Genomic DNA, 18042 nt, shown 5'->3' on the forward strand with positions numbered 1-18042 from the left:
CAGCCGCTGCCCCCGACGCGACGGAGAAGTTCATGGCCGAGGCACCTGAGGGTCCGCAGACACCTCAACCGATCACCACCGCCGACGTGTGGAACCTCAAGGCGGATCCCGATCTGCTGGACACACTGGCCACCGCGTGGCGGAAGGTGAAGTCCAGGGCGAGCTCCGCCGAGGAAAAGGTCAACTCCGCCGCCCACACCGTGTTCTCCGAGGAGCACTGGACGGGCGACACCGCCACCTCGTTCAACGACTACCGCAAGAAGCTCACCCAGGACGTCGAGCTGTTCGCCAGCCACGCGGAGGGCGTCGCCAACGTGCTGGCCATCACCGCCACCACGCTCCGCGTCCAGCAAGGGCTCCTCGACACCGAGCGCGAGAAGCTCAACGGCGTGCCCTCCACCGCCGGCGCCGACGGGCAGCTGACGTTCCGGCCGCGCGACTCCGAGCAGGCCGGCCTGGTCTCCGGCGCGATCAGCGCGGCCAGGGAGATCCGCGGGCGGGTGAACGACGTGCTCGACGAGAAGCGCGAAGACCTCGAGTTCTATCAGGTGCAGCTCGACGCGATAGCCGAGCAGTGGCGGCCACGTTCGGTCCGCCTCATCAACCTCAACGTCGGCCAGGGTGCGGGCAACGCACCCGGTGACGCAGGCGGCACCGACTCCGACGAGCTCGACGACATCGCCCAGGTGATCGCCGACGAGAACGCCGACATCGCCACCCTGCAGGAGGTCTTCGAGGTCGACATGGGCTCGCTGGAACGCGAGCTCGAGGAGCGCACCGGCGACGAGTGGCAGCTCACGTTCGGGGAGGCGAGCAGCAAATACCAGGCCAGCGACGACTGGCCGATCCTCGGCGACCGCCCCTTCTCCCCGTTCGGCAACGCCGTCCTGGTGCGCGAGGGCGACGACATCCAGGCGACCGGCGACACCGAGAACATCAAGCTCGACGTCGACGGCGGCAGCATCACCCTGCCGGGTAACGGTCCCGGCGAGGGCAACGCCGAGATCGAGGACGGCGAGGGCCGTTCGGCCGCCGTGGCGGAGGTCGAGATCCAGCCGAGGTGAGCGCCGGCCTGGTGGCCCGCCCGGCGGGTCACCAGTTGGGCAACTCCACGTCGGCGCCCTGGCCGCCCGTGTGATCGGAGGTGCCGTTGTCCGTCAGGGTGGGCGGCTCGTTGATCGGCAGCGCGGGCGAGCTGATGACGTGATCGATCGGCTTGTCACCCACCGGCGAGGTGCCGACGGGCTCTCCCTCGTCGTTCACGCCCCGCGAATACACCGAGTAGCCCTCGTCCCGGAAAGTCTCGATCGCCGCGCCGGAACCCGTGCCCTGGTGGTTCTCGCCGTCGAGGGTCGGGGCGTTGAGGTCGGCGCCCAGCAGCGACGGCCCGCGGTTCATGGCCTCGTGCAGGGTGTCGATCTGGCCGGTGCGTACGTAGTCGTCATATTCGTGCAGGCCGTGGCTGTGGACGTGGGCGCTGTAGACGTCGAAACCCTTGGCGGCGTCGGCGAAGAGCCGGTCGGCGATGTCGTCGTCGAGCGTCTCGAACGCGGTGACGACCCTGCCCAGCCTGGTCTCGTCGGAGTCGAGCACGCCGATGAGCACCTCGGACAGGCCGTCGGCCGACGCCACGAGGTTGGCGAGCGCGGACCCGACCGGGGCGGCGTTGTCCGTGTCGCCGAACGCGTTGGAGCCAGGGACCATGGGCACGGGCACGTAGGGGACCGCGTCGGGGCTCTCCGACAGGGCCCTGCGGCCCTTCTCCACTTCTTCGCGCGCCTTGCCGACCTCCCTGGCCAGCTCCCTGACGCGGCTGAATCGCATACTTGCCTCGTCGCCCATGAACGCCAGCGTAGACGAAGGATCACCGAGTTGGTGACCGGTTGTCCCTTTCACCCTGAGCCCGCCGCCGAGGGCGTCTGGGACAGGATGACACGGCCGGCCGGTCCGCCTTCTTCGGGAACGGGCTGCGTACGGGCGCCGCCTGCGCGGGCGGGGCGTTCAGGCAGACGGACGCCGGGACAGCGGCGAGGGTCAGGACACGCGTCAACGGGAGGGATCGCACGATCGCCAGCTTATTGATCTGCAAAGTGTGACACGATGAGAGAGCCACCCGGCGAAGCTCTTTTTCGCCGGGCGGTGAATCTTCTAAATCATGTCATTGATCCAGTCTGTGACTTCGCGCACGACCTCGTCAGGAGCGATGCCAATCCGCATCGTGAACCGCTGCGGTGACACACTGCGGACGTGTTCGACCATGGCCCAGCTGGGCTTCTCCAGGCCGGTGCCGTCACGACTGATGGGGATGTGGTTGTCCCATCCCCGCTCGGTGGTGGTCAGCGGCACAATGATTTTGACTGCGGTCGCGGCGTTGAATCCATCGTTGCTGACGACCAGCACAGGGCGACGGTAGCCCTGTTCGCGACCGGTCGGTTCGCCCAGGTCAGCGAGCCAGATCTCGCCCTGGATCACCCTCATCTCTCTCCTCGGGGAATGTGATGAGCCCCTCCCACTCCGGCGCGATGCGGGTGGAGCGTGGTCGTGGGCCTTGGACCAGCTCGGATTCAGCGAGATAGTCGGCCCAGGCTTGCGGGTCCTCTCGTTTGGTCTGCTCTATCTGCTCCGCGACGCGCTGCCAGCGGTATTTCTTCTCCATCTCCCGGATGGCCTGGTCGATGATCGCGGTCATGGGTTCACCTGCCTTCTTTGCGAGTGCGGCGATCCTGTCTCGGGTTCTGACGCTGACGCGAATAGTCGTTGCCTTCGGCTTCATGGCCATACTCCTGACACTACGTCGGCGTCTGCGGGCAAGACTACATCTCGACAATCACTCTGACATCAGGAATGGCAACAGAGAGTAAAGATGGTTGACTCTTCTGCGTGACTGATACGGCGTTTCTGCTGTTTGTTGGGGGCTTGGCGGTTTTTGCGGGCGCCATCGTGCAGGGTGGGGTGGGGTTCGGGCTGGGACTGGTGGCGGTGCCCGTGCTGACGATGATCGAGCCCGGCCTGATGCCGGGCGCCATCCAGGTGGTCAACCTGGCGATGCCGCTGTTCACGCTGGCCGTCGAATGGCGGCGGGTGGAGTGGCGCGGAGTGGGGTTCGCGCTGCTGGGCAGGGTGCCGGGCAGTGTCATCGGCGCATTCATTATTGTCTACATATCCATATACGACAGGAGCGTCTTCGTGGCGGTCATGGTGGTGATCGCCGTGCTGCTGACCGCCAGGGCGATGAACGTGCCGCGCACCGGCGTGACGCTCACCTCCGCCGGGTTCGTGTCCGGTGTCACCGGCACCGCCACGGGCATCGGCGGGCCGCCCATCGCGCTGGTGTACCAGAGCGCCAAGGGCCCGCAGATCAGGGCGACGCTCGCGATGTTCTTCTGCCTGAGCGCGCTGCAGTCGCTGGCGATCCTGGCACTGGTGGGCGAGTTGCCCGCGCGGGCCCTGGCGACGGGCGCGGCACTGGTCGTGCCCATGGTGCTCGGGTTCCTGGCGTCAGGGCCGCTGCGACGCTACCTCGACGGAGGCAGGGCGCGGATGGCCGTGCTGATGGTGGCGACCGCCTCGGCGCTGGCCCTGATCGTCCAGAACGTCGTCATCAACCCACCGTGACGGCGCAGGGGCTTCCGCGCTGCTCTCGCCGGGACGCCGGCGTGCCCAGACCTCACCGGCACGCCTCGGACGCCGGCGGTCGGCTCAGGTCCCGCTCGTGCGCCGAGGGCACTGCCGGGCGGCGCAGGTGTCGCTCGGGGCGGGGACGCCGGCGGTCGGCTTGGGCGTCGCTCATGCGCCAGGACGCCCCGGCCGGCGGGTTACGCGTCGCTCGGGCCGGGGTGCCAGCCGGTGCGCTGGGCCCAGGCGTTGGCGCGGCGCACGATGTCCCACACGTACGGCTCCTTGGCCGCGACGTACTCCTGCCGCGCGTCGCGGAACCGGTCGGCGCACCGCCGTTTCGCCTCGGCGAACGCGGCCGCGGCCTCGGGGTGTGCGCGCAGGTAGTCGCGGAACAGCAGCGGCAGTTGCTGGGAGAAGCTGCCGTGCTCGCGCACGTGGACGTGGGTCCTGCGATGTCCTGGCGTCTCGCGGAAGTAACGTTTGGTCAGCTCCGGATTGCCCGCCCGGTGGACCAGCCCGATCCGCTCCAGCGGGCCCTTGTACGCCTCCAGCGGTTCGAACGAGCGCACCGCGATCTGCACGTCGAGCACGGGCTTGGCGGCCAGGCCGGGCACCGACGTCGACCCGATGTGGTCGATCCGCACCGCGACGGAGCCGAGCGCGCCGCGCATCGTCCGGCCGAGCGCGGCGAAGGCCGCGGCCCAGCCCGGGTCGTGGTCGACGATCTCGACCGGATCTGCCATGTCCCGATCGTCGCCGATCCCCACCCGGCGCGCCACCGTCGTCTTCCGCGTTTCCTGATTGTTACCAGAAACAACAAACTACCGCGCTACTGGGTCTTCCAAAGCAGGCGATCCCGGAATACGTTGCCGCAAACAACATTCATCCGGGCCCCTCCGGAAGAAAGGACCCTGCACCATGCGCAAGGGGATCCTCAGCCTGACCGCCGCGGCAGCCGCGCTCGCTCTCGGTCTCACCGCCTGCGGGGGCGAAAGCGGTCAGACCACGTCGACGACGGCCTCCGCCACCGCCTCAGCGGCGCCGGCGGGCAAGATCGGCGTCATCCTGCCGGACAGCAAGTCCTCGGCCCGGTGGGAGACGGCGGACCGCAAGTACCTCGAAGAGGCGTTCAAGGCCGCCGGCGTCCAGTACGACATCCAGAACGCCCAGAACGACAAGACGGCGTTCCAGACCATCGCCGACCAGATGATCACCAACGGCGCCACCGTCCTGATGATCGTCAATCTGGACAGCGGCACCGGCAAGACGGTCATCGACAAGGCCAGGTCGCAGGGCGTGGCCACCATCGACTACGACCGGCTGACGCTCGGCGGCGGCGCCGCGTACTACGTCAGCTTCGACAACACCAAAGTGGGCCAGCTCCAGGGCGAGGGCCTGGCCAAGTGCCTGACCGACAAGAAGGCGGACAAGCCGATCGTCGCCTACCTCAACGGCTCGCCGACGGACAACAACGCCACCCTGTTCAAGGCCGGGTACGACGGGGTGCTCAAGCCCAAGTTCGACGCCGGCGAGTACGTCAAGGGGCCGGAGCAGTCGGTGCCCGACTGGGACAACACCCAGGCCGGGACGATCTTCGAGCAGATGCTGACCCAGCAGCCCAAGATCGCCGGGGTGCTGGCCGCCAACGACGGCCTCGGCAACGCCGCCATCACCGTGCTGAAGAAGAACAACCTCAACGGCAAGGTGCCGGTCACCGGCCAGGACGCCACCGTCCAGGGCCTGCAGAACATCCTCGCCGGCGACCAGTGCATGACCGTCTACAAGGCCGTCAAGAAGGAGGCCGACGCCGCGGCCAAGCTCGCGGTGGCGCTGGCCAAGGGTGAGAAGCCCACGGCGAGCAGCAGCGTCAAGGACCCGGAGAGCGGCCAGGACGTGCCCGCCGAGCTCATGGAGCCGCAGGCCATCTACTTCGACAACGTCAAGGACGTGGTGGCCGACGGCTTCGTGACCAAGGAGGAGCTGTGCACGGGTGACTTCGCCGAGAAGTGCACCGAGGCAGGAATCGAATAAGAACAAGGGGTACGGCCCGCGCCACGAGCGCGGCCGTGCCCTCCCTTAGGGAGCCCCATGACCCCCCTCCTTGAAGTGCGCGGGATAGACAAGAGCTTCGGCCCGGTGAAGGTCCTGCACAAGGTCGAGCTCTCGGCGTACGCCGGCGAGGTCACGGCGCTGGTGGGCGACAACGGCGCCGGCAAGTCGACGCTCGTCAAGTGCGTCGGCGGCATCTACCCGATCGACGACGGCGAGATCCACTTCGACGGCCGCCCGGTCCAGGTCCACAGCCCGCGCGACGCGGGCGAGCTGGGCATCGAGATCGTGTACCAGGACCTCGCCCTGTGCGACAACCTCGACATCGTCCAGAACATGTTCCTCGGCAGGGAGCGCAGGCGCGGCCCTCTGCTCGACGAGGACAGCATGGAGGAACTGGCCGAGCGCACCCTCAGCAGCCTGTCCGTGCGCACGGTGAAGTCCATCAGGCAGCAGGTCTCCAGCCTGTCCGGCGGGCAGCGGCAGACCGTGGCCATCGCCAAGGCCGTGCTGTGGAACAGCAAGGTCGTCATCCTCGACGAGCCGACCGCGGCCCTGGGCGTGGCCCAGACCGCGCAGGTGCTCGAACTGGTGCGCAGGCTGGCCGACACCGGGCTGGCCGTCGTGCTCATCTCGCACAACATGAACGACGTGTTCGCCGTCTCCGACCGGATCGCGGCGCTCTACCTCGGCAGGATGGCCGCGCAGGTCAAGACCGCCGACGTGACGCACGCGCAGGTCGTCGAACTGATCACCTCCGGCCGCAGCGGCGATCTCGGCCTCAAGAACGGGGTCACGCCATGAACAAGGTCAAGGAACTACCCGGCGAGGCGATCGTCGCGGCGTCGCAGTCACCGTCGATCGGCAGCAGTTTCCTCGCCTACGTCCAGCGGGTGCGCGGCGGCGACATGGGCGCGCTGCCGGCCGTGCTCGGCCTGGTGGCGCTCTGCGCGGTCTTCGCGGTCGCGCGGCCCTCGTTCGTCACCGCGATCAACTTCGCCAACCTGTTCACCCAGGGCGCCGCGATCACGCTGATCGCGATGGGGCTGGTGTTCGTGCTGCTGCTCGGTGAGATCGACCTGTCGGCCGGTTTCGCCAGCGGTGTGTGCGCGGCGGTGCTCGCCGTCACGCTGACCAGCGCGGGCCTGCCCTGGTACGTGTGCGTGGCGGCCGCCATCGTCACCGGCGTGCTCATCGGCACGGTGCTCGGCACCCTGGTCGCCAAGGTGGGCATACCGTCGTTCGTGGTGACGCTGGCGGCGTTCCTCGCCTTCCAGGGCCTGGTCCTGGTCCTGGTCGACGAGGGCACGAACATCTCCATCAGGGACAGCGTGATCGTCGCCATCGCGAACAGGAACCTGCCGCCGTGGCTGGGCTGGGCGCTCTACGCGTTCTGCGTGGCGGTCTTCGCGGGCGTGCAGCTCAGGCGGGCCAGGACCCGCGCCAAGCGCGGCCTGACCGCCGACCCGATGTCGTTGATCGCGTTCCGGGTGGGCATGCTGGCGCTGTTCGCCGGGCTCGCGGTCTTCGCGCTCAACCTGGAGCGCAGCCGCAACCCCGAGCTCGTCTCGCTCACGGGCGTGCCGATCGTGGTGCCGCTCATCCTGGTGTTGCTGGTCGTCTGGACCGTGGTGCTGCGCCGCACCGCGTTCGGCCGGCACCTGTACGCGGTCGGCGGCAACGCCGAGGCCGCGAGGAGAGCGGGCATCCCGGTCGACCGGCTCAAGATCAGTGCCTTCGTGATCTGCTCCTCGATGGCGGCGATCGGCGGGATCGTGGCCGCGTCCAGGGCCAGCTCCGTCGACCCGAACACGGGCGGCAGCTCCGTCCTGCTGTACGCCGTCGGCGCGGCCGTCATCGGCGGCACGAGCCTGTTCGGAGGCAAGGGCAGGGTGCTGGACGCCGTGATGGGCGGCGCCGTGGTGGCCGTGATCGAGAACGGCATGGGCCTGATGGGGTATGGAGCGAGTGTGAAATACCTGGTCACCGGGTCCGTCCTGCTGCTCGCCGCGGGTGTCGACGCCATGGCGCGCAAGCGGGCGGCCGCCGCTGGTTTAAGGTGATCAGCGACTCGCAGCCCCTGAAGGAACCCCAGACCATGCGTGCCGGACCCTCTCAAGAGGACATCAGACGCCACAACCTCGGCGCGCTGCTCCGGCATGTTCATCTGGGCGGGCCGATCTCGCGCGCCGAACTCACCTCGAGGATGGGGCTCAACCGGAGCACCATCATGGCTCTGACCTCCGACCTCACCGCCGCGGGGCTGGTACGCGAGGAGCTGCCGCGCGAGACGGGCCGTGCCGGGCGGCCCTCGCTCGTGGTGCGGCCCGAGTCGGCGCGGGTCTACGTGTTCGCCTTCGACGTGGGCCCCGACCGGCTCGCGGCGGCCCGCGTCGGGCTGGGCGGGGTGATCCTCGACCGCAGGGAGGTTCCGCGGGACCGCGGCCGGTTCAAGCTGGACGAGCTGGCCGCGACGTTGTCCGGGTTCGCCCGGCAGATGCGGCGCAAGACCAGGGCCGACACCGTGTGCGTCGGCGCGGCGGCGGCCGTGTCGGGCGGCGTGCGCAAGGCCGACGGCGTGGTCACGTTCGGCCCCAACCTCATGGACGGGGAGGTGCCGTTCGGCGAGGAGCTGGGCCGCAGACTGGGCCTGGGGCTGCCCGTCAGCGTGGGCAACGACGCCAACCTGGCCGCCCTCGCCGAGCACAGCCGCGGGGTCGGCGTCGCCGTCAAGGACCTCATCTACCTCCACGGCGACGTCGGCATCGGCGGCGGGATCATCGCGGGCGGCCACCTGTTGGGCGGCCACGACGGCTATGGCGGGGAGGTCGGCCACATGGTCGTCAACCCGGGCGGCCGCGCCTGCGGCTGCGGCTCCAGCGGTTGCCTGGAGGCGGAGGTGGGAGAGCGGGCGCTGCTGGAGTCGGCCGGCCGGTTCGGCGCGCAGCAGGGCAGGGACGCGGTCAGGGCCGTGGTGGACGCCGCCGACCGGGGTGACATCGGGGCGCAGGAGGGCCTGAAGCGGGTCGGCGAATGGCTCGGGCTCGGCGTCGCGAACCTGGTGAACATCTTCAACCCGGAAATGGTGATCTTCGGCGGGATGTTGCGGGAGATCTATCTCGGTTCGGCGGCGCAGGTGCGCACGCAGCTCACGCTGCACGCGATGGCGCCGCAGCGTGATCGGCTGCGGCTGCGCACGTCGGCCCTGGGCGACGCCGCCACCCTGGTGGGGGCGGCCGAGCTCGCCTTCGCCCACGTCCTGTCCGACCCGCTGGAGGTGCTGGCCCGCGCCAACGCCTGAGGACCGCCGCGGCCGAAGGGTCAGGTGACCTGGGAGTCGCCCGCCGTCCAGGTGTCGCAGAAGCCGGTCGCCCCGCCGCGGAAGCCGCGGTCCTGCCAGAGCGCCAGGTTGCCTGGCTTGCCGTGGGTCGTGCTCTCGTCCGCTCCGCTCACCGCCTCGGTCCACGTCTCCCACTCGATGCCGGGGTCGATCGAGTCCAGCGCGGCGCTGTAGAAGACACCCGCGTAACATTCGGCCTGCATCTCCAGCCGGTGGCTCAGCAGGGTCCGCGCGCGCGCCGAGGCCCGCTGGTAGAGCGCTTCGTGCGCGCCGAGCACGCCGGTCAGCTGCTGCACGTGGTGTCCCCACTCGTGGGCGATGGAGTGGGCGATGTTCATCCTGAACGGGTCACGCAGCTCGTGCCGCATGATCCGGACGGCGATCGTCCGCTGCTCGGGGCAGTACTGCGCGCCGTTACCGGTGATCTTGCCGCACACCGAGTCGGTTCCCGTCGTGATCGTGACCCGGGGCGAGGTGTAGGCCAGGCCGGCCACGGCGAACGTGACGGCCCAGAACCGGTCGGCGCAGTCGGCCATCGCGCGGTGGAACGACCTGAGCGAGGCCACGCTGCCCGGCCGGATCGCCGGGACGTCGCACTCCAGCGGCATGACCGTTCCGCTCATCTCGCCGGAGAGCCCGGCGTGCGCGCTGCGTTGCGCCGCGCGGGCGGGGCTCGGAAGGAGCAGGCCCGCGACCATGCACATGGTTACCGCTAAGTGGGATACGCGCACGATGCCGGATCATAGATCATCGTACGTTACGTGACGCGGAGGCCCAGGTGTTGCACGCGCCGGGCGTGCCGCGTTCGAACCCGCGTGACATCCAGGCCGCCTGCGTGGGCCCTCTGCCGTGGTCGTTCTGGGGCCAGCCCTTGGCGCCGTTCTTCCTGAACCACTCCACGGTGTAGGCCCAGTCGGCGTCGGAGACCAGGTCCGAGCCCCGCATGGTGCTCATGAAGGCGGCGGAGAAACACTCCGCCTGGAGCTCGGACTTGCGCGAGAGCTGCAGCCGCCCGGCCTTGCCCGCCAGGGTCCTGGCCGTCCAGTAGTAGGTCCAGATGCCGGAGATCTGCTGGACGTGGTGGCCGTACTCGTGGGCGATCAACCGGGTGATCCCGAGCGGGAACGGGTTGCGCAGCTGGTCCTTGCTGATCATCAGGTACATGGTGCGGTCGGTGGAGCAGTAGACGCCGTCGGCGCCGGCGTTCCACACCCCGCAGGGCGTCTTGACTTTCCGAGTGATGATGCGCAGACGCGGTTTGGTGAAGGTCATCTCCGCCTTGCGGAACTGCGCGCTCCACACCCGGTTCAGGCACGCGGTCACGCGGGTCAGAAAGCGCCGGTACGCGGTGATGCTCCTGGCAGGCAGGGTGCCGGGGCGGCAGTTCACGTCGGTGAGCCGCCCGGTCCTGTAGAGCGGATTTCGTGTCGCCGTCGCCCGGTCGAGGTCGGGTGCCCCGCCCTCCCGGCCCGAAGCCCGGGACGGTGGGGCGGCCAGCTGCTGGGCCCCGTTGCGTAACCCGTCCTCCGACATGGTCACGTCCACCAGAACGAGCACCAGACCTGCTGCTGCCAGGGCAAGAGCGAGCGTGGCCGCCGCAAGTGCTGTGAGTTTAGTTTTGGGGACGGAGTTCATAGGTACCGAAAGAGTAGGTCAAGATCGGATATACCGGGGTGGGTTTGACTCGATGGAGTCAGTGAGGCGTCCGCGAACTACACTCGGGGAATCGGCGGACAAGAGCAGAGGGGAGTCGGATCCGTGAGCGGGTTGCTGGGCTCGGTAAAGGGACCGCAGGACGTCAAACGGCTCACTGTGGAGGAGTTGCCGCGGCTCGCGGGGGAGATCCGTGACCTGCTCGTCGACTCGTGCGCGAAGTACGGCGGCCACCTCGGCCCCAACCTCGGCGTGGTCGAGCTGACCATCGCCGTGCACCGGGTCTTCGACTCGCCGGACGACCCCGTCGTCTGGGACACCGGCCACCAGGCGTACGTGCACAAGCTCCTCACCGGCCGCGCGTCCGGGTTCGACGCCCTCAAGCAGGAGGGCGGCCTGTCGGGCTATCCGAGCCGGGCCGAGTCCGACCACGACTTCGTCGAGAACTCCCACGCCTCGACCGCGCTGTCCTACGCCGACGGCCTGGCCAAGGCGTTCAAGCTGCGCGGCGAGCGCGACCGCACGGTCGTCGCGGTGATCGGCGACGGCGCCCTGACCGGCGGCATGGCCTGGGAGGCGCTCAACAACATCGCCGCCGCCAAGGACCTGCCCGTCGTCATCGTGGTCAACGACAACGGCCGCTCCTACTCGCCCACCATCGGCGGCCTGGCCTCCCACCTGTCCTCGCTGCGCGTCAACCGCCACTACGAGGACGTGCTCGAATACGTCAAAGACAAGATCGGCAACGTTCCCGTCCTCTACGACGCGCTCCACGGCTTCAAGAAGGGCGTCAAGGACGTCATCGCGCCGCAGGTGATGTTCGAGGACCTCGGCCTGAAATACGTCGGGCCCATCGACGGCCACGACGAGCAGGCCATGGAGGCCGCCCTGCGCAAGGCCCGCGGCTTCCGCGGCCCCGTCATCGTGCACGCGCTCACCCAGAAGGGCCGCGGTTACGCGCCCGCGGAAGACCACGACGAGGACCAGTTCCACTCGCCCGGCGCCTTCGACCGGCTCACCGGCGCGGAGAAGCCCAAGGGCCGCATCTGGACCAACGTGTTCAGCGAGGAGCTCGTCCGGCTCGGCAAGGAGCGCGACGACCTGGTCGCGATCACCGCGGCCATGCTCCACCCGACGGGCCTCAACGCGTTCGCCGAGGCCTACCCCGACCGCATCTACGACGTCGGCATCGCCGAGCAGCACGCGCTCACCAGCGCCGCCGGGCTCGCCCTCGGCGGCATGCACCCGGTGGTGGCCGTCTACGCCACCTTCCTCAACCGCGCGTTCGACCAGCTCCTCATGGACGTCGCCCTGCACCGGCTCCCGGTCACCGTCGTGCTCGACCGGGCGGGCGTCACGGGCGACGACGGCGCCAGCCACAACGGCATGTGGGACCTGTCCATCCTCCAGGTGGTGCCCGGGCTCAGGGTCGCGGTGCCGCGCGACGGCGACCGGCTGACCGAACTGCTGCGCGAGGCCGTGGAGGTCTCCGACGGCCCGACCGTGCTGCGTTTCCCCAAGGGTCCGGTCGCCGAGGCGCTCGACGCGGTGGGCCGGCTGGGCGAGATGGACGTGCTGCGCGCCCCGAAGGGCGACCCGGAGGGCGAGCCCGCGGCCGAGCCCGACGTGCTGCTGGTCGGCGTGGGCCCGATGGCGCAGGTCTGCATGGACGCGGCGGTCCTGCTCGACGCCCAGGGCATCGCGACGACCGTGGTCGACCCCCGCTGGGTCAAGCCTCTCGACGAGGCGCTCGTCCCCGCGGCGAAGGAACACAAACTGGTGGCCGTCGTCGAGGACAACGGCCGGGTGGGCGCCGTGGGCGACGCCGTGGCCCGGCTCCTGCGCGACGCCGACGTCGACGTGCCCGTCCGCACCTTCGGCATCCCGCAGGAGTTCCTCGACCACGCCAAGCGGGCCGCCATCCTCGGCCGGATCGGCCTCACCGGTCAGGACCTCGCCCGCCAGATCACCGAGGCGGTCGCCAAACGCGCCCAGGCCGCCGAGCCCGCCCGCCACTGAGCACCTCGGGGGCTGACCTCGGCGGCGCATGACAGCCGAGGGTGTGGGAAGGATCGCTGAGCGTGGACATCTTTCGCACGAAGAGCGTCGAGCAGTCGATCCGCGACACCGAAGCCCCCGAGCACCAGTTGCGCAAGCGCCTGACCGCCACGGACCTGACGGTCTTCGGCATCGGCGTGATCGTCGGTACGGGGATCTTCGTGCTCACGGGACAGGTCGCCAAGGAACTGGCCGGCCCGGCGGTGGCGATCTCCTTCGTCGTCGCCGCCGTCGTGTGCACCCTGGCGGCGTTGTGCTACGCCGAGTTCGCCTCCACGATCCCGGTGGCCGGCTCCGCCTACACCTTCTCCTTCGCCACCCTGGGGGAGTTCCCCGCCTGGGTGATCGGCTGGGATCTGGTCCTGGAGCTGGCGCTGGCCGCCGCCGTGGTGTCGGTGGGCTGGTCGGGCTATTTCGCCTCGATGCTGGCGTCCGCCGGCCTCGAGCTGCCCGCCACGATCGCCGGTGACGACCCCGTGGTCAACGTTCCCGCCGTCGTCATCGTCGCCGTCCTCACGACGGTCCTGGCGGTCGGCATCAAGCTGTCCTCGCGGGTCAACCTCATCCTCGTGATCACCAAGGTCGGCGTGGTGCTGCTGGTCATCGTGGCCGGGCTGTTCTTCATCAACGGGGCCAACTACACGCCGTTCATCCCCGACCCGGTGCCCACGCCGCGCGTGGAAGGGCTGAAGGCGCCGCTCATCCAGGTGCTGTTCGGCATCACGCCGGTCGCGTTCGGCGTGATCGGCATCTTCTCGGCCGCGGCGATCGTGTTCTTCGCGTTCATCGGCTTCGACATCGTGGCCACCGCCGCGGAGGAGACCGTCACGCCGCAGCGCGACATGCCGCGCGGCATCATCGGCTCGCTGGCGATCTGCACGATCCTGTACGTCGCCGTCTCCCTCGTCGTCGTCGGCATGCAGCGCTACAGCGAGCTGAGCACGTCGGCGCCGCTGTCGGACGCCTTCATCGCGGTCGGCCACCCCTGGCTGGCCGGGATCATCAGCGTGGGCGCGCTGGCCGGCCTGACGACCGTGGTCCTCGTGCTGCTGCTGGGCCAGACCCGGGTGCTCTTCGCGATGTGCCGCGACGGGCTGCTGCCGCGATCGATGGCCAAGGTCGATCCGCGGTTCGGCACGCCGGTCCGGCTCACGATCCTCATCGGGCTGGTGACGATGGCGCTGGCCGGGTTCGTGTCGTTCGGCGAGCTGGCCGAGCTGGTGAACATCGGCACGCTCTTCGCGTTCGTCGTGGTGTCGATCGGCGTGATAGTGCTCAGGCGCACCAGGCCCGACCTGCCGCGGGCCTTCAAGGCGCCGCTGGTGCCGGTCCTGCCGATCCTGTCGGTGCTGTCCTGCGTCTACCTGATGCTCAACCTGCCGGTGCAGACGTGGCTGCGGTTCGTCGTCTGGATGCTCATCGGCATCGTGCTCTACTTCGCCTACGGCTACTGGCACAGCAGGACGGCGATGCCCTGGCAGAAGCGCGGCCGCTGAGCGGGGGGTGGGGCGCGGGCCACCCCCATGCCGGGGTCAGAGCGCGGCCACGGCCCCGGTCGCGGCCTTGGCCTGGCAGCCGTTGGGGTAGACCTTCCCCCACTTCACCGTCTTGCCGTACCACCGGCCGACGACCGCGATCACGTGCGGCTGGAACTCCTTCGTGCACGCCGCGTTGGGCGAGACGTTGAGCTTGGCCGGGTCGCCCCCGACCCGGCGCAGCTGGCGGCAGGCCGTGCGGGCGTCGGGGTGGGAGCCCCCGGTGGGCGCGCAGTGGAGCCAGGCGGTCTTCGTGGCTCCGCCCTTGACCGAATTGACGATCTTGAGCTGCACCTTGGGGTCGCGCGCCGCCACGGCGGGGGACGACACGCCCGCCAGGAGGGCTCCGCAGAGCGCGATGGTGCCGGCTGCTCTCATCATGCTTACTCTCCGTTCGTAGGACGGCACCAAACGCTACGGCGGAGGAGAGCCCGGCGCGCGGAGGCCCGCCGAGCGGGCCCCCGCAAAATCACGCGTGAGCTCTCGCGGGCATCGAGGCCACGCCCGGGGCGAGGAAGGGGGGTTGCGCTATGCCGGACCTGTCCAGATACGGCGTGATGCCGCCCAGATGGAACGGCCAGCCGGCGCCGAGGATCATGCACAGGTCGATGTCCTGGGCCGCCGCGACGACGCCCTCGTCCAGCATGATCCGGATCTCCTCGGCCAGCGCCGCCAGCACCCGCTCGCGCACCTGCTCGGCGGTCGACGCCTGGGAGCCGCCCGCGAAGAACGCCACCGCCTCCTCGTCGAGCGCGAGGTCCGGCAGGTAGACGCCCGGCTTGCCGGCGGCGACCAGCTCGGCCAGGTTCGCCGAGACGCCGAACCGCTCGGGAAACGCCTCGTGCAGCGTCTCCGCCACGTGCAGGCCGACGGCGGGCCCGACCAGCTGCAGCAGCGCGAACGGGGTCATCGGCAGGCCCAGCCCGTCGAGCGCGTGCTCGGCCGTCTCCAGCGGCGTGCCCTCGTCCACGGCCGCCACGACCTCGCCCATGAAGCGGGTCAGCAGCCGGTTGACCACGAACGCCGGAGCGTCCTTGACGAGCACCGACGACTTCTTCAGCGTCCTGCCCACCGCGAACGCCGTGGCCAGCGTGGCGTCGTCAGTGGCGGCGCCCCTGACGATCTCCAGCAGCGGCATGACCGCGACCGGGTTGAAGAAGTGGAACCCCACCAGCCGCTCGGGGCGCGTGAGGTCGGCGCCCATCGCGGTCAGCGACAGCGATGAGGTGTTGGTGGCCAGCACGCATTCGGCCGAGACCACCGCCTCCACCTCGGCGAGGACCTGCTTCTTGACCGCCAGGTCCTCGAAGACCGCCTCGATCACGAAGTCGGCGTCGGCGAAGGCGTCCTTGGCCGGCGAGCCGGTGACCAGCGACGTGAGCCGGTTGGCCTGGTCCTGCGAGACGCGGCCCCTGGCCAGCAGCTTGCCGATCTCGTCCCGGACGTACGCCACGCCCTTGTCGAGCCTGGCCTGGTCGAGGTCGGTCAGCACGACCGGCACCTCGAGCCGGCGGGCGAACAGCAGCGCCATCTGCGAGGCCATCAGCCCCGCGCCGACGATGCCGACCTTGGTGACCTTGCGGGCCAGGGAGGGGTCCGGCGCGCCCGCCGGCTGCTTGGCGCGCCGCTGCACCAGGTCGAACGCGTAGAGCCCGGCCCGCAGCTCGTCACCCGTCAGCAGGTCGGCCAGCGCCTCGTCCTCGGCGGCGAACCCCTCGTCGCGGGTGGCCGTGCGGGCCCGCGCGATCAGGTCGAGCGCCCGGTAGGGGGCGGGGGAGGCGCCGCGCAGCTTCATGTCGACCAGGAACCGCGCGTCGCCGACCGCCTTGTCCCAGCCGTCGTGCTCGGGCCGCTCCACGACCACCTCGCCGTTGATGACCCGGGCGGCCCAGCGCAGTGACTCCTCCAGGAAGTCGGCGGGCTCGAACATGGCGTCGGCGACGCCCAGCTCGTACGCCTCCTTGCCCCTGGTCAGGCGGTTCTGCGCCAGCGGGTTCTCGATGATCAGCCTGACCGCGTTCGCCGGGCCGATCAGGCGGGGCAGCAGTTGCGTGCCGCCCCAGCCGGGCACCAGGCCGAGGAAACACTCCGGCAGCGCCACCGCGGTCACGCCCGAGGAGATCGTCCGGTACGTGCAGTGCAGCGCGACCTCCAGCCCTCCGCCCATGGCAGCGCCGTTCACGAACGCGAACGACGGGATCGGCAGCTCGCCGAGCCGGCGGAACACGTGGTGGCCGAGCGCGGCGACGGCCAGCGCCTCCTCGCGGGTGGCCAGCGCCGCCGCGCCCTTCAGGTCGGCGCCGACGGCGAAGATGAACGGCTTGCCCGTCACGCCCACCGCGGCCAGGTCGGTGCGCTCGGCGATCTCCGACAGGGCGCCGTTCAGCGCGAACAGCCCGTGCGGGCCGAACGTGTTCGGCCTGGTGTGGTCGAAACCGTTGTCCAGGGTGATCAGCGCCATGGTGCCCGCGCCGCCGGGCAGGCGCACGTCGCGTACCAGTGCCTTGGTGACGACCTCGTCGGCGGCGCGCTCGCTCAGCAGCGCACGCCAGTTCTCCAGCTCGCTCATGCCAGGTTCTCCCAGATCACAGTGCCGCCCATGCCCAGGCCGACGCACATCGTGGTGATGCCGTAACGGACGTCAGGACGTTCGCCGAACTGCCGCGCGAGCTGCGTCATCAGCCGCACGCCCGAGGAAGCCAGCGGGTGGCCGTAGGCGATGGCGCCGCCGTAGGGGTTCACGCGGGGGTCGTCGTCGGCGATGCCGAAGTGCTCGAGGAACGCCAGCACCTGCACGGCGAACGCCTCGTTGATCTCGAACAGCCCGATGTCGGAGATGTCCAGGCCGGCCAGGCGCAGCGCCCGCTCCGTGGACGGGATCGGCCCCACGCCCATGACCTCGGGGTCCACGCCCGCGAACGCGTACGACACGAGCCGCATCTTCGGCGCCAGCCCCAGCTCGTCCGCGGCCTCCCTGGCGGCCACGACGCAGCCGGTGGCGCCGTCGTTGATGCCGGAGGAGTTGCCCGCCGTGACGTTGCCGTGCGGACGGAACGGCGTCCTGAGCGTGCTCAGGCCCTCCATGGTCGTGCCCGGCCTCGGCGCCTCGTCCTCGGCCGCCAGGCCCCAGCCCTGCTCCGCCGTCCTGATCGCGGCCGGCACCAGGTCGGGCTGGATCTTGCCGTCGGCGTAGGCCTTGGCCGCCCGCTCCTGCGACAACACCGCGTACGCGTCGGCGCGCTCCTTGGTGATCGACGGATAGCGGTCGTGCAGGTTCTCCGCGGTCATGCCCATCACCAGGGCGCTCGGGTCGACCAGCTTCTCCGACAGGAAGCGCGGGTTCGGGTCGACGCCCTCGCCCATCGGGTGGCGGCCCATGTGCTCGACGCCGCCGGCGATGGCGACGTCGTACGCGCCGAACGCGATGCCGCCCGCGACCGTGGTGACCGCGGTCATCGCGCCCGCGCACATGCGGTCGATCGCGTAGCCGGGCACGGTCTTAGGCAGCCCCGCCAGCACCGCCGCCGAGCGGCCGATGGTCAGGCCCTGGTCGCCGATCTGCGTGGTCGCGGCGATGGCGACCTCGTCGACGCGCTCGGGCGGCAGGCCGGGGTTGCGCCTGATGAGCTCGCGGATGACGCGGACGACCAGGTCGTCGGCGCGGGTCTCCGCGTACAGCCCCTTCGGCCCCGACCGGCCGAAGGGTGTGCGCACGCCGTCGACGAACACGACGTCACGAGAGGAAGGCACGGATTCGCTCCTCGTTGGCTGAATGGGTTCCGCGCCTAT

Annotated in this window: 17 protein-coding genes; 8 read left to right on the forward strand and 9 right to left on the reverse strand. The window is 70.0% G+C overall.

Annotation, left to right across the window (positions count from 1 at the left end; translation table 11 throughout):
• Positions 1 to 32 precede the first annotated feature (32 nt).
• Positions 33 to 1064: a hypothetical protein gene (locus tag ABGA98_RS10850; RefSeq protein WP_347618074.1), complete on the forward strand. Its 1032-nt coding sequence runs from the start codon at positions 33 to 35 to the stop codon at positions 1062 to 1064.
• 28 nt (positions 1065 to 1092) lie between these two features.
• Here ABGA98_RS10850 and ABGA98_RS10855 read toward each other — a convergent pair whose 3' ends face one another.
• From ABGA98_RS10855 to ABGA98_RS10865, 3 genes are all read right to left on the reverse strand, one after another.
• Positions 1093 to 1824 (reverse strand): hypothetical protein, encoded by a 732-nt coding sequence (locus ABGA98_RS10855; RefSeq protein WP_347618075.1) that lies wholly within the window; start codon positions 1822 to 1824, stop codon positions 1093 to 1095.
• A gap of 324 nt (positions 1825 to 2148) precedes the next feature.
• Positions 2149 to 2472, reverse strand: a complete 324-nt coding sequence (locus ABGA98_RS10860) for a type II toxin-antitoxin system PemK/MazF family toxin (protein ID WP_347618076.1) — start codon at positions 2470 to 2472, stop codon at positions 2149 to 2151.
• A complete protein-coding gene (locus ABGA98_RS10865; protein WP_347618077.1) occupies positions 2444 to 2779 on the reverse strand; it encodes a hypothetical protein in 336 nt (111 codons plus the stop codon). Before ABGA98_RS10865 ends, ABGA98_RS10860 begins: the two co-directional genes overlap by 29 nt.
• 137 nt (positions 2780 to 2916) lie before the next feature.
• Between ABGA98_RS10865 and ABGA98_RS10870 the strand changes: the two genes are divergently transcribed.
• Positions 2917 to 3615 carry a sulfite exporter TauE/SafE family protein gene (locus ABGA98_RS10870; RefSeq protein WP_347618078.1) on the forward strand — a complete coding sequence of 233 codons (699 nt, stop codon included), beginning with the start codon at positions 2917 to 2919 and terminating at the stop codon, positions 3613 to 3615.
• Positions 3616 to 3815: 200 nt separating this feature from the next.
• On the opposite strand, the gene ABGA98_RS10875 is transcribed toward ABGA98_RS10870, so the two are convergent.
• Positions 3816 to 4361 (reverse strand): GrpB family protein, encoded by a 546-nt coding sequence (locus ABGA98_RS10875; protein WP_347618079.1) that lies wholly within the window; start codon positions 4359 to 4361, stop codon positions 3816 to 3818.
• A gap of 175 nt (positions 4362 to 4536) precedes the next feature.
• On the opposite strand from ABGA98_RS10875, the gene ABGA98_RS10880 reads away from it, so the two are divergent.
• From ABGA98_RS10880 to ABGA98_RS10895, 4 genes are read left to right on the forward strand one after another with little or no spacing between them, the layout of a single operon-like run.
• The gene (locus ABGA98_RS10880) at positions 4537 to 5649 is read left to right on the forward strand and encodes a substrate-binding domain-containing protein (RefSeq protein ID WP_347618080.1); all 1113 of its coding nucleotides are present in this window, start codon (positions 4537 to 4539) and stop codon (positions 5647 to 5649) included.
• Positions 5650 to 5706: 57 nt separating this feature from the next.
• Positions 5707 to 6471, forward strand: coding sequence for an ATP-binding cassette domain-containing protein (locus ABGA98_RS10885; protein WP_347618081.1), 765 nt, complete (start codon positions 5707 to 5709; stop codon positions 6469 to 6471).
• Positions 6468 to 7730 carry an ABC transporter permease gene (locus tag ABGA98_RS10890; RefSeq protein ID WP_347618082.1) on the forward strand — a complete coding sequence of 421 codons (1263 nt, stop codon included), beginning with the start codon at positions 6468 to 6470 and terminating at the stop codon, positions 7728 to 7730. The genes ABGA98_RS10885 and ABGA98_RS10890 overlap by 4 nt, the downstream gene beginning before the upstream one ends.
• 35 nt (positions 7731 to 7765) lie before the next feature.
• Positions 7766 to 8968, forward strand: a complete 1203-nt coding sequence (locus ABGA98_RS10895) for an ROK family transcriptional regulator (RefSeq protein ID WP_347618083.1) — start codon at positions 7766 to 7768, stop codon at positions 8966 to 8968.
• A 20-nt stretch (positions 8969 to 8988) separates the two neighbouring features.
• Here the strand turns inward: ABGA98_RS10895 and ABGA98_RS10900 are convergent, their stop codons facing one another.
• Both ABGA98_RS10900 and ABGA98_RS10905 read right to left on the reverse strand, forming a co-directional pair.
• Positions 8989 to 9711, reverse strand: coding sequence for a neutral zinc metallopeptidase (locus ABGA98_RS10900; protein ID WP_347618084.1), 723 nt, complete (start codon positions 9709 to 9711; stop codon positions 8989 to 8991).
• A gap of 43 nt (positions 9712 to 9754) precedes the next feature.
• The gene (locus tag ABGA98_RS10905; protein ID WP_347618085.1) at positions 9755 to 10564 is read right to left on the reverse strand and encodes a neutral zinc metallopeptidase; all 810 of its coding nucleotides are present in this window, start codon (positions 10562 to 10564) and stop codon (positions 9755 to 9757) included.
• 210 nt (positions 10565 to 10774) lie between these two features.
• Between ABGA98_RS10905 and dxs the strand changes: the two genes are divergently transcribed.
• Both dxs and ABGA98_RS10915 read left to right on the forward strand, forming a co-directional pair.
• Complete coding sequence (dxs, locus tag ABGA98_RS10910) at positions 10775 to 12679, forward strand: 1-deoxy-D-xylulose-5-phosphate synthase (RefSeq protein ID WP_347618343.1); 1905 nt, start codon at positions 10775 to 10777, stop codon at positions 12677 to 12679.
• 62 nt (positions 12680 to 12741) lie between these two features.
• A complete protein-coding gene (locus ABGA98_RS10915) occupies positions 12742 to 14214 on the forward strand; it encodes an amino acid permease (RefSeq protein WP_347618086.1) in 1473 nt (490 codons plus the stop codon).
• A 36-nt stretch (positions 14215 to 14250) separates the two neighbouring features.
• Here the strand turns inward: ABGA98_RS10915 and ABGA98_RS10920 are convergent, their stop codons facing one another.
• The 3 genes from ABGA98_RS10920 to ABGA98_RS10930 all read right to left on the reverse strand — a co-directional run bounded on the left by ABGA98_RS10920 (position 14251) and on the right by ABGA98_RS10930 (position 17982).
• Positions 14251 to 14634 (reverse strand): SSI family serine proteinase inhibitor, encoded by a 384-nt coding sequence (locus tag ABGA98_RS10920; RefSeq protein WP_347618087.1) that lies wholly within the window; start codon positions 14632 to 14634, stop codon positions 14251 to 14253.
• A gap of 88 nt (positions 14635 to 14722) precedes the next feature.
• Positions 14723 to 16822 carry a 3-hydroxyacyl-CoA dehydrogenase NAD-binding domain-containing protein gene (locus ABGA98_RS10925; RefSeq protein WP_347618088.1) on the reverse strand — a complete coding sequence of 700 codons (2100 nt, stop codon included), beginning with the start codon at positions 16820 to 16822 and terminating at the stop codon, positions 14723 to 14725.
• A complete protein-coding gene (locus ABGA98_RS10930; RefSeq protein WP_347618344.1) occupies positions 16819 to 17982 on the reverse strand; it encodes a thiolase family protein in 1164 nt (387 codons plus the stop codon). The genes ABGA98_RS10925 and ABGA98_RS10930 overlap by 4 nt, the downstream gene beginning before the upstream one ends.
• Positions 17983 to 18042 lie beyond the last annotated feature (60 nt).

Source organism: Nonomuraea sp. B1E8, from assembly GCF_039871515.1.
Lineage (GTDB): Bacteria > Actinomycetota > Actinomycetes > Streptosporangiales > Streptosporangiaceae > Nonomuraea.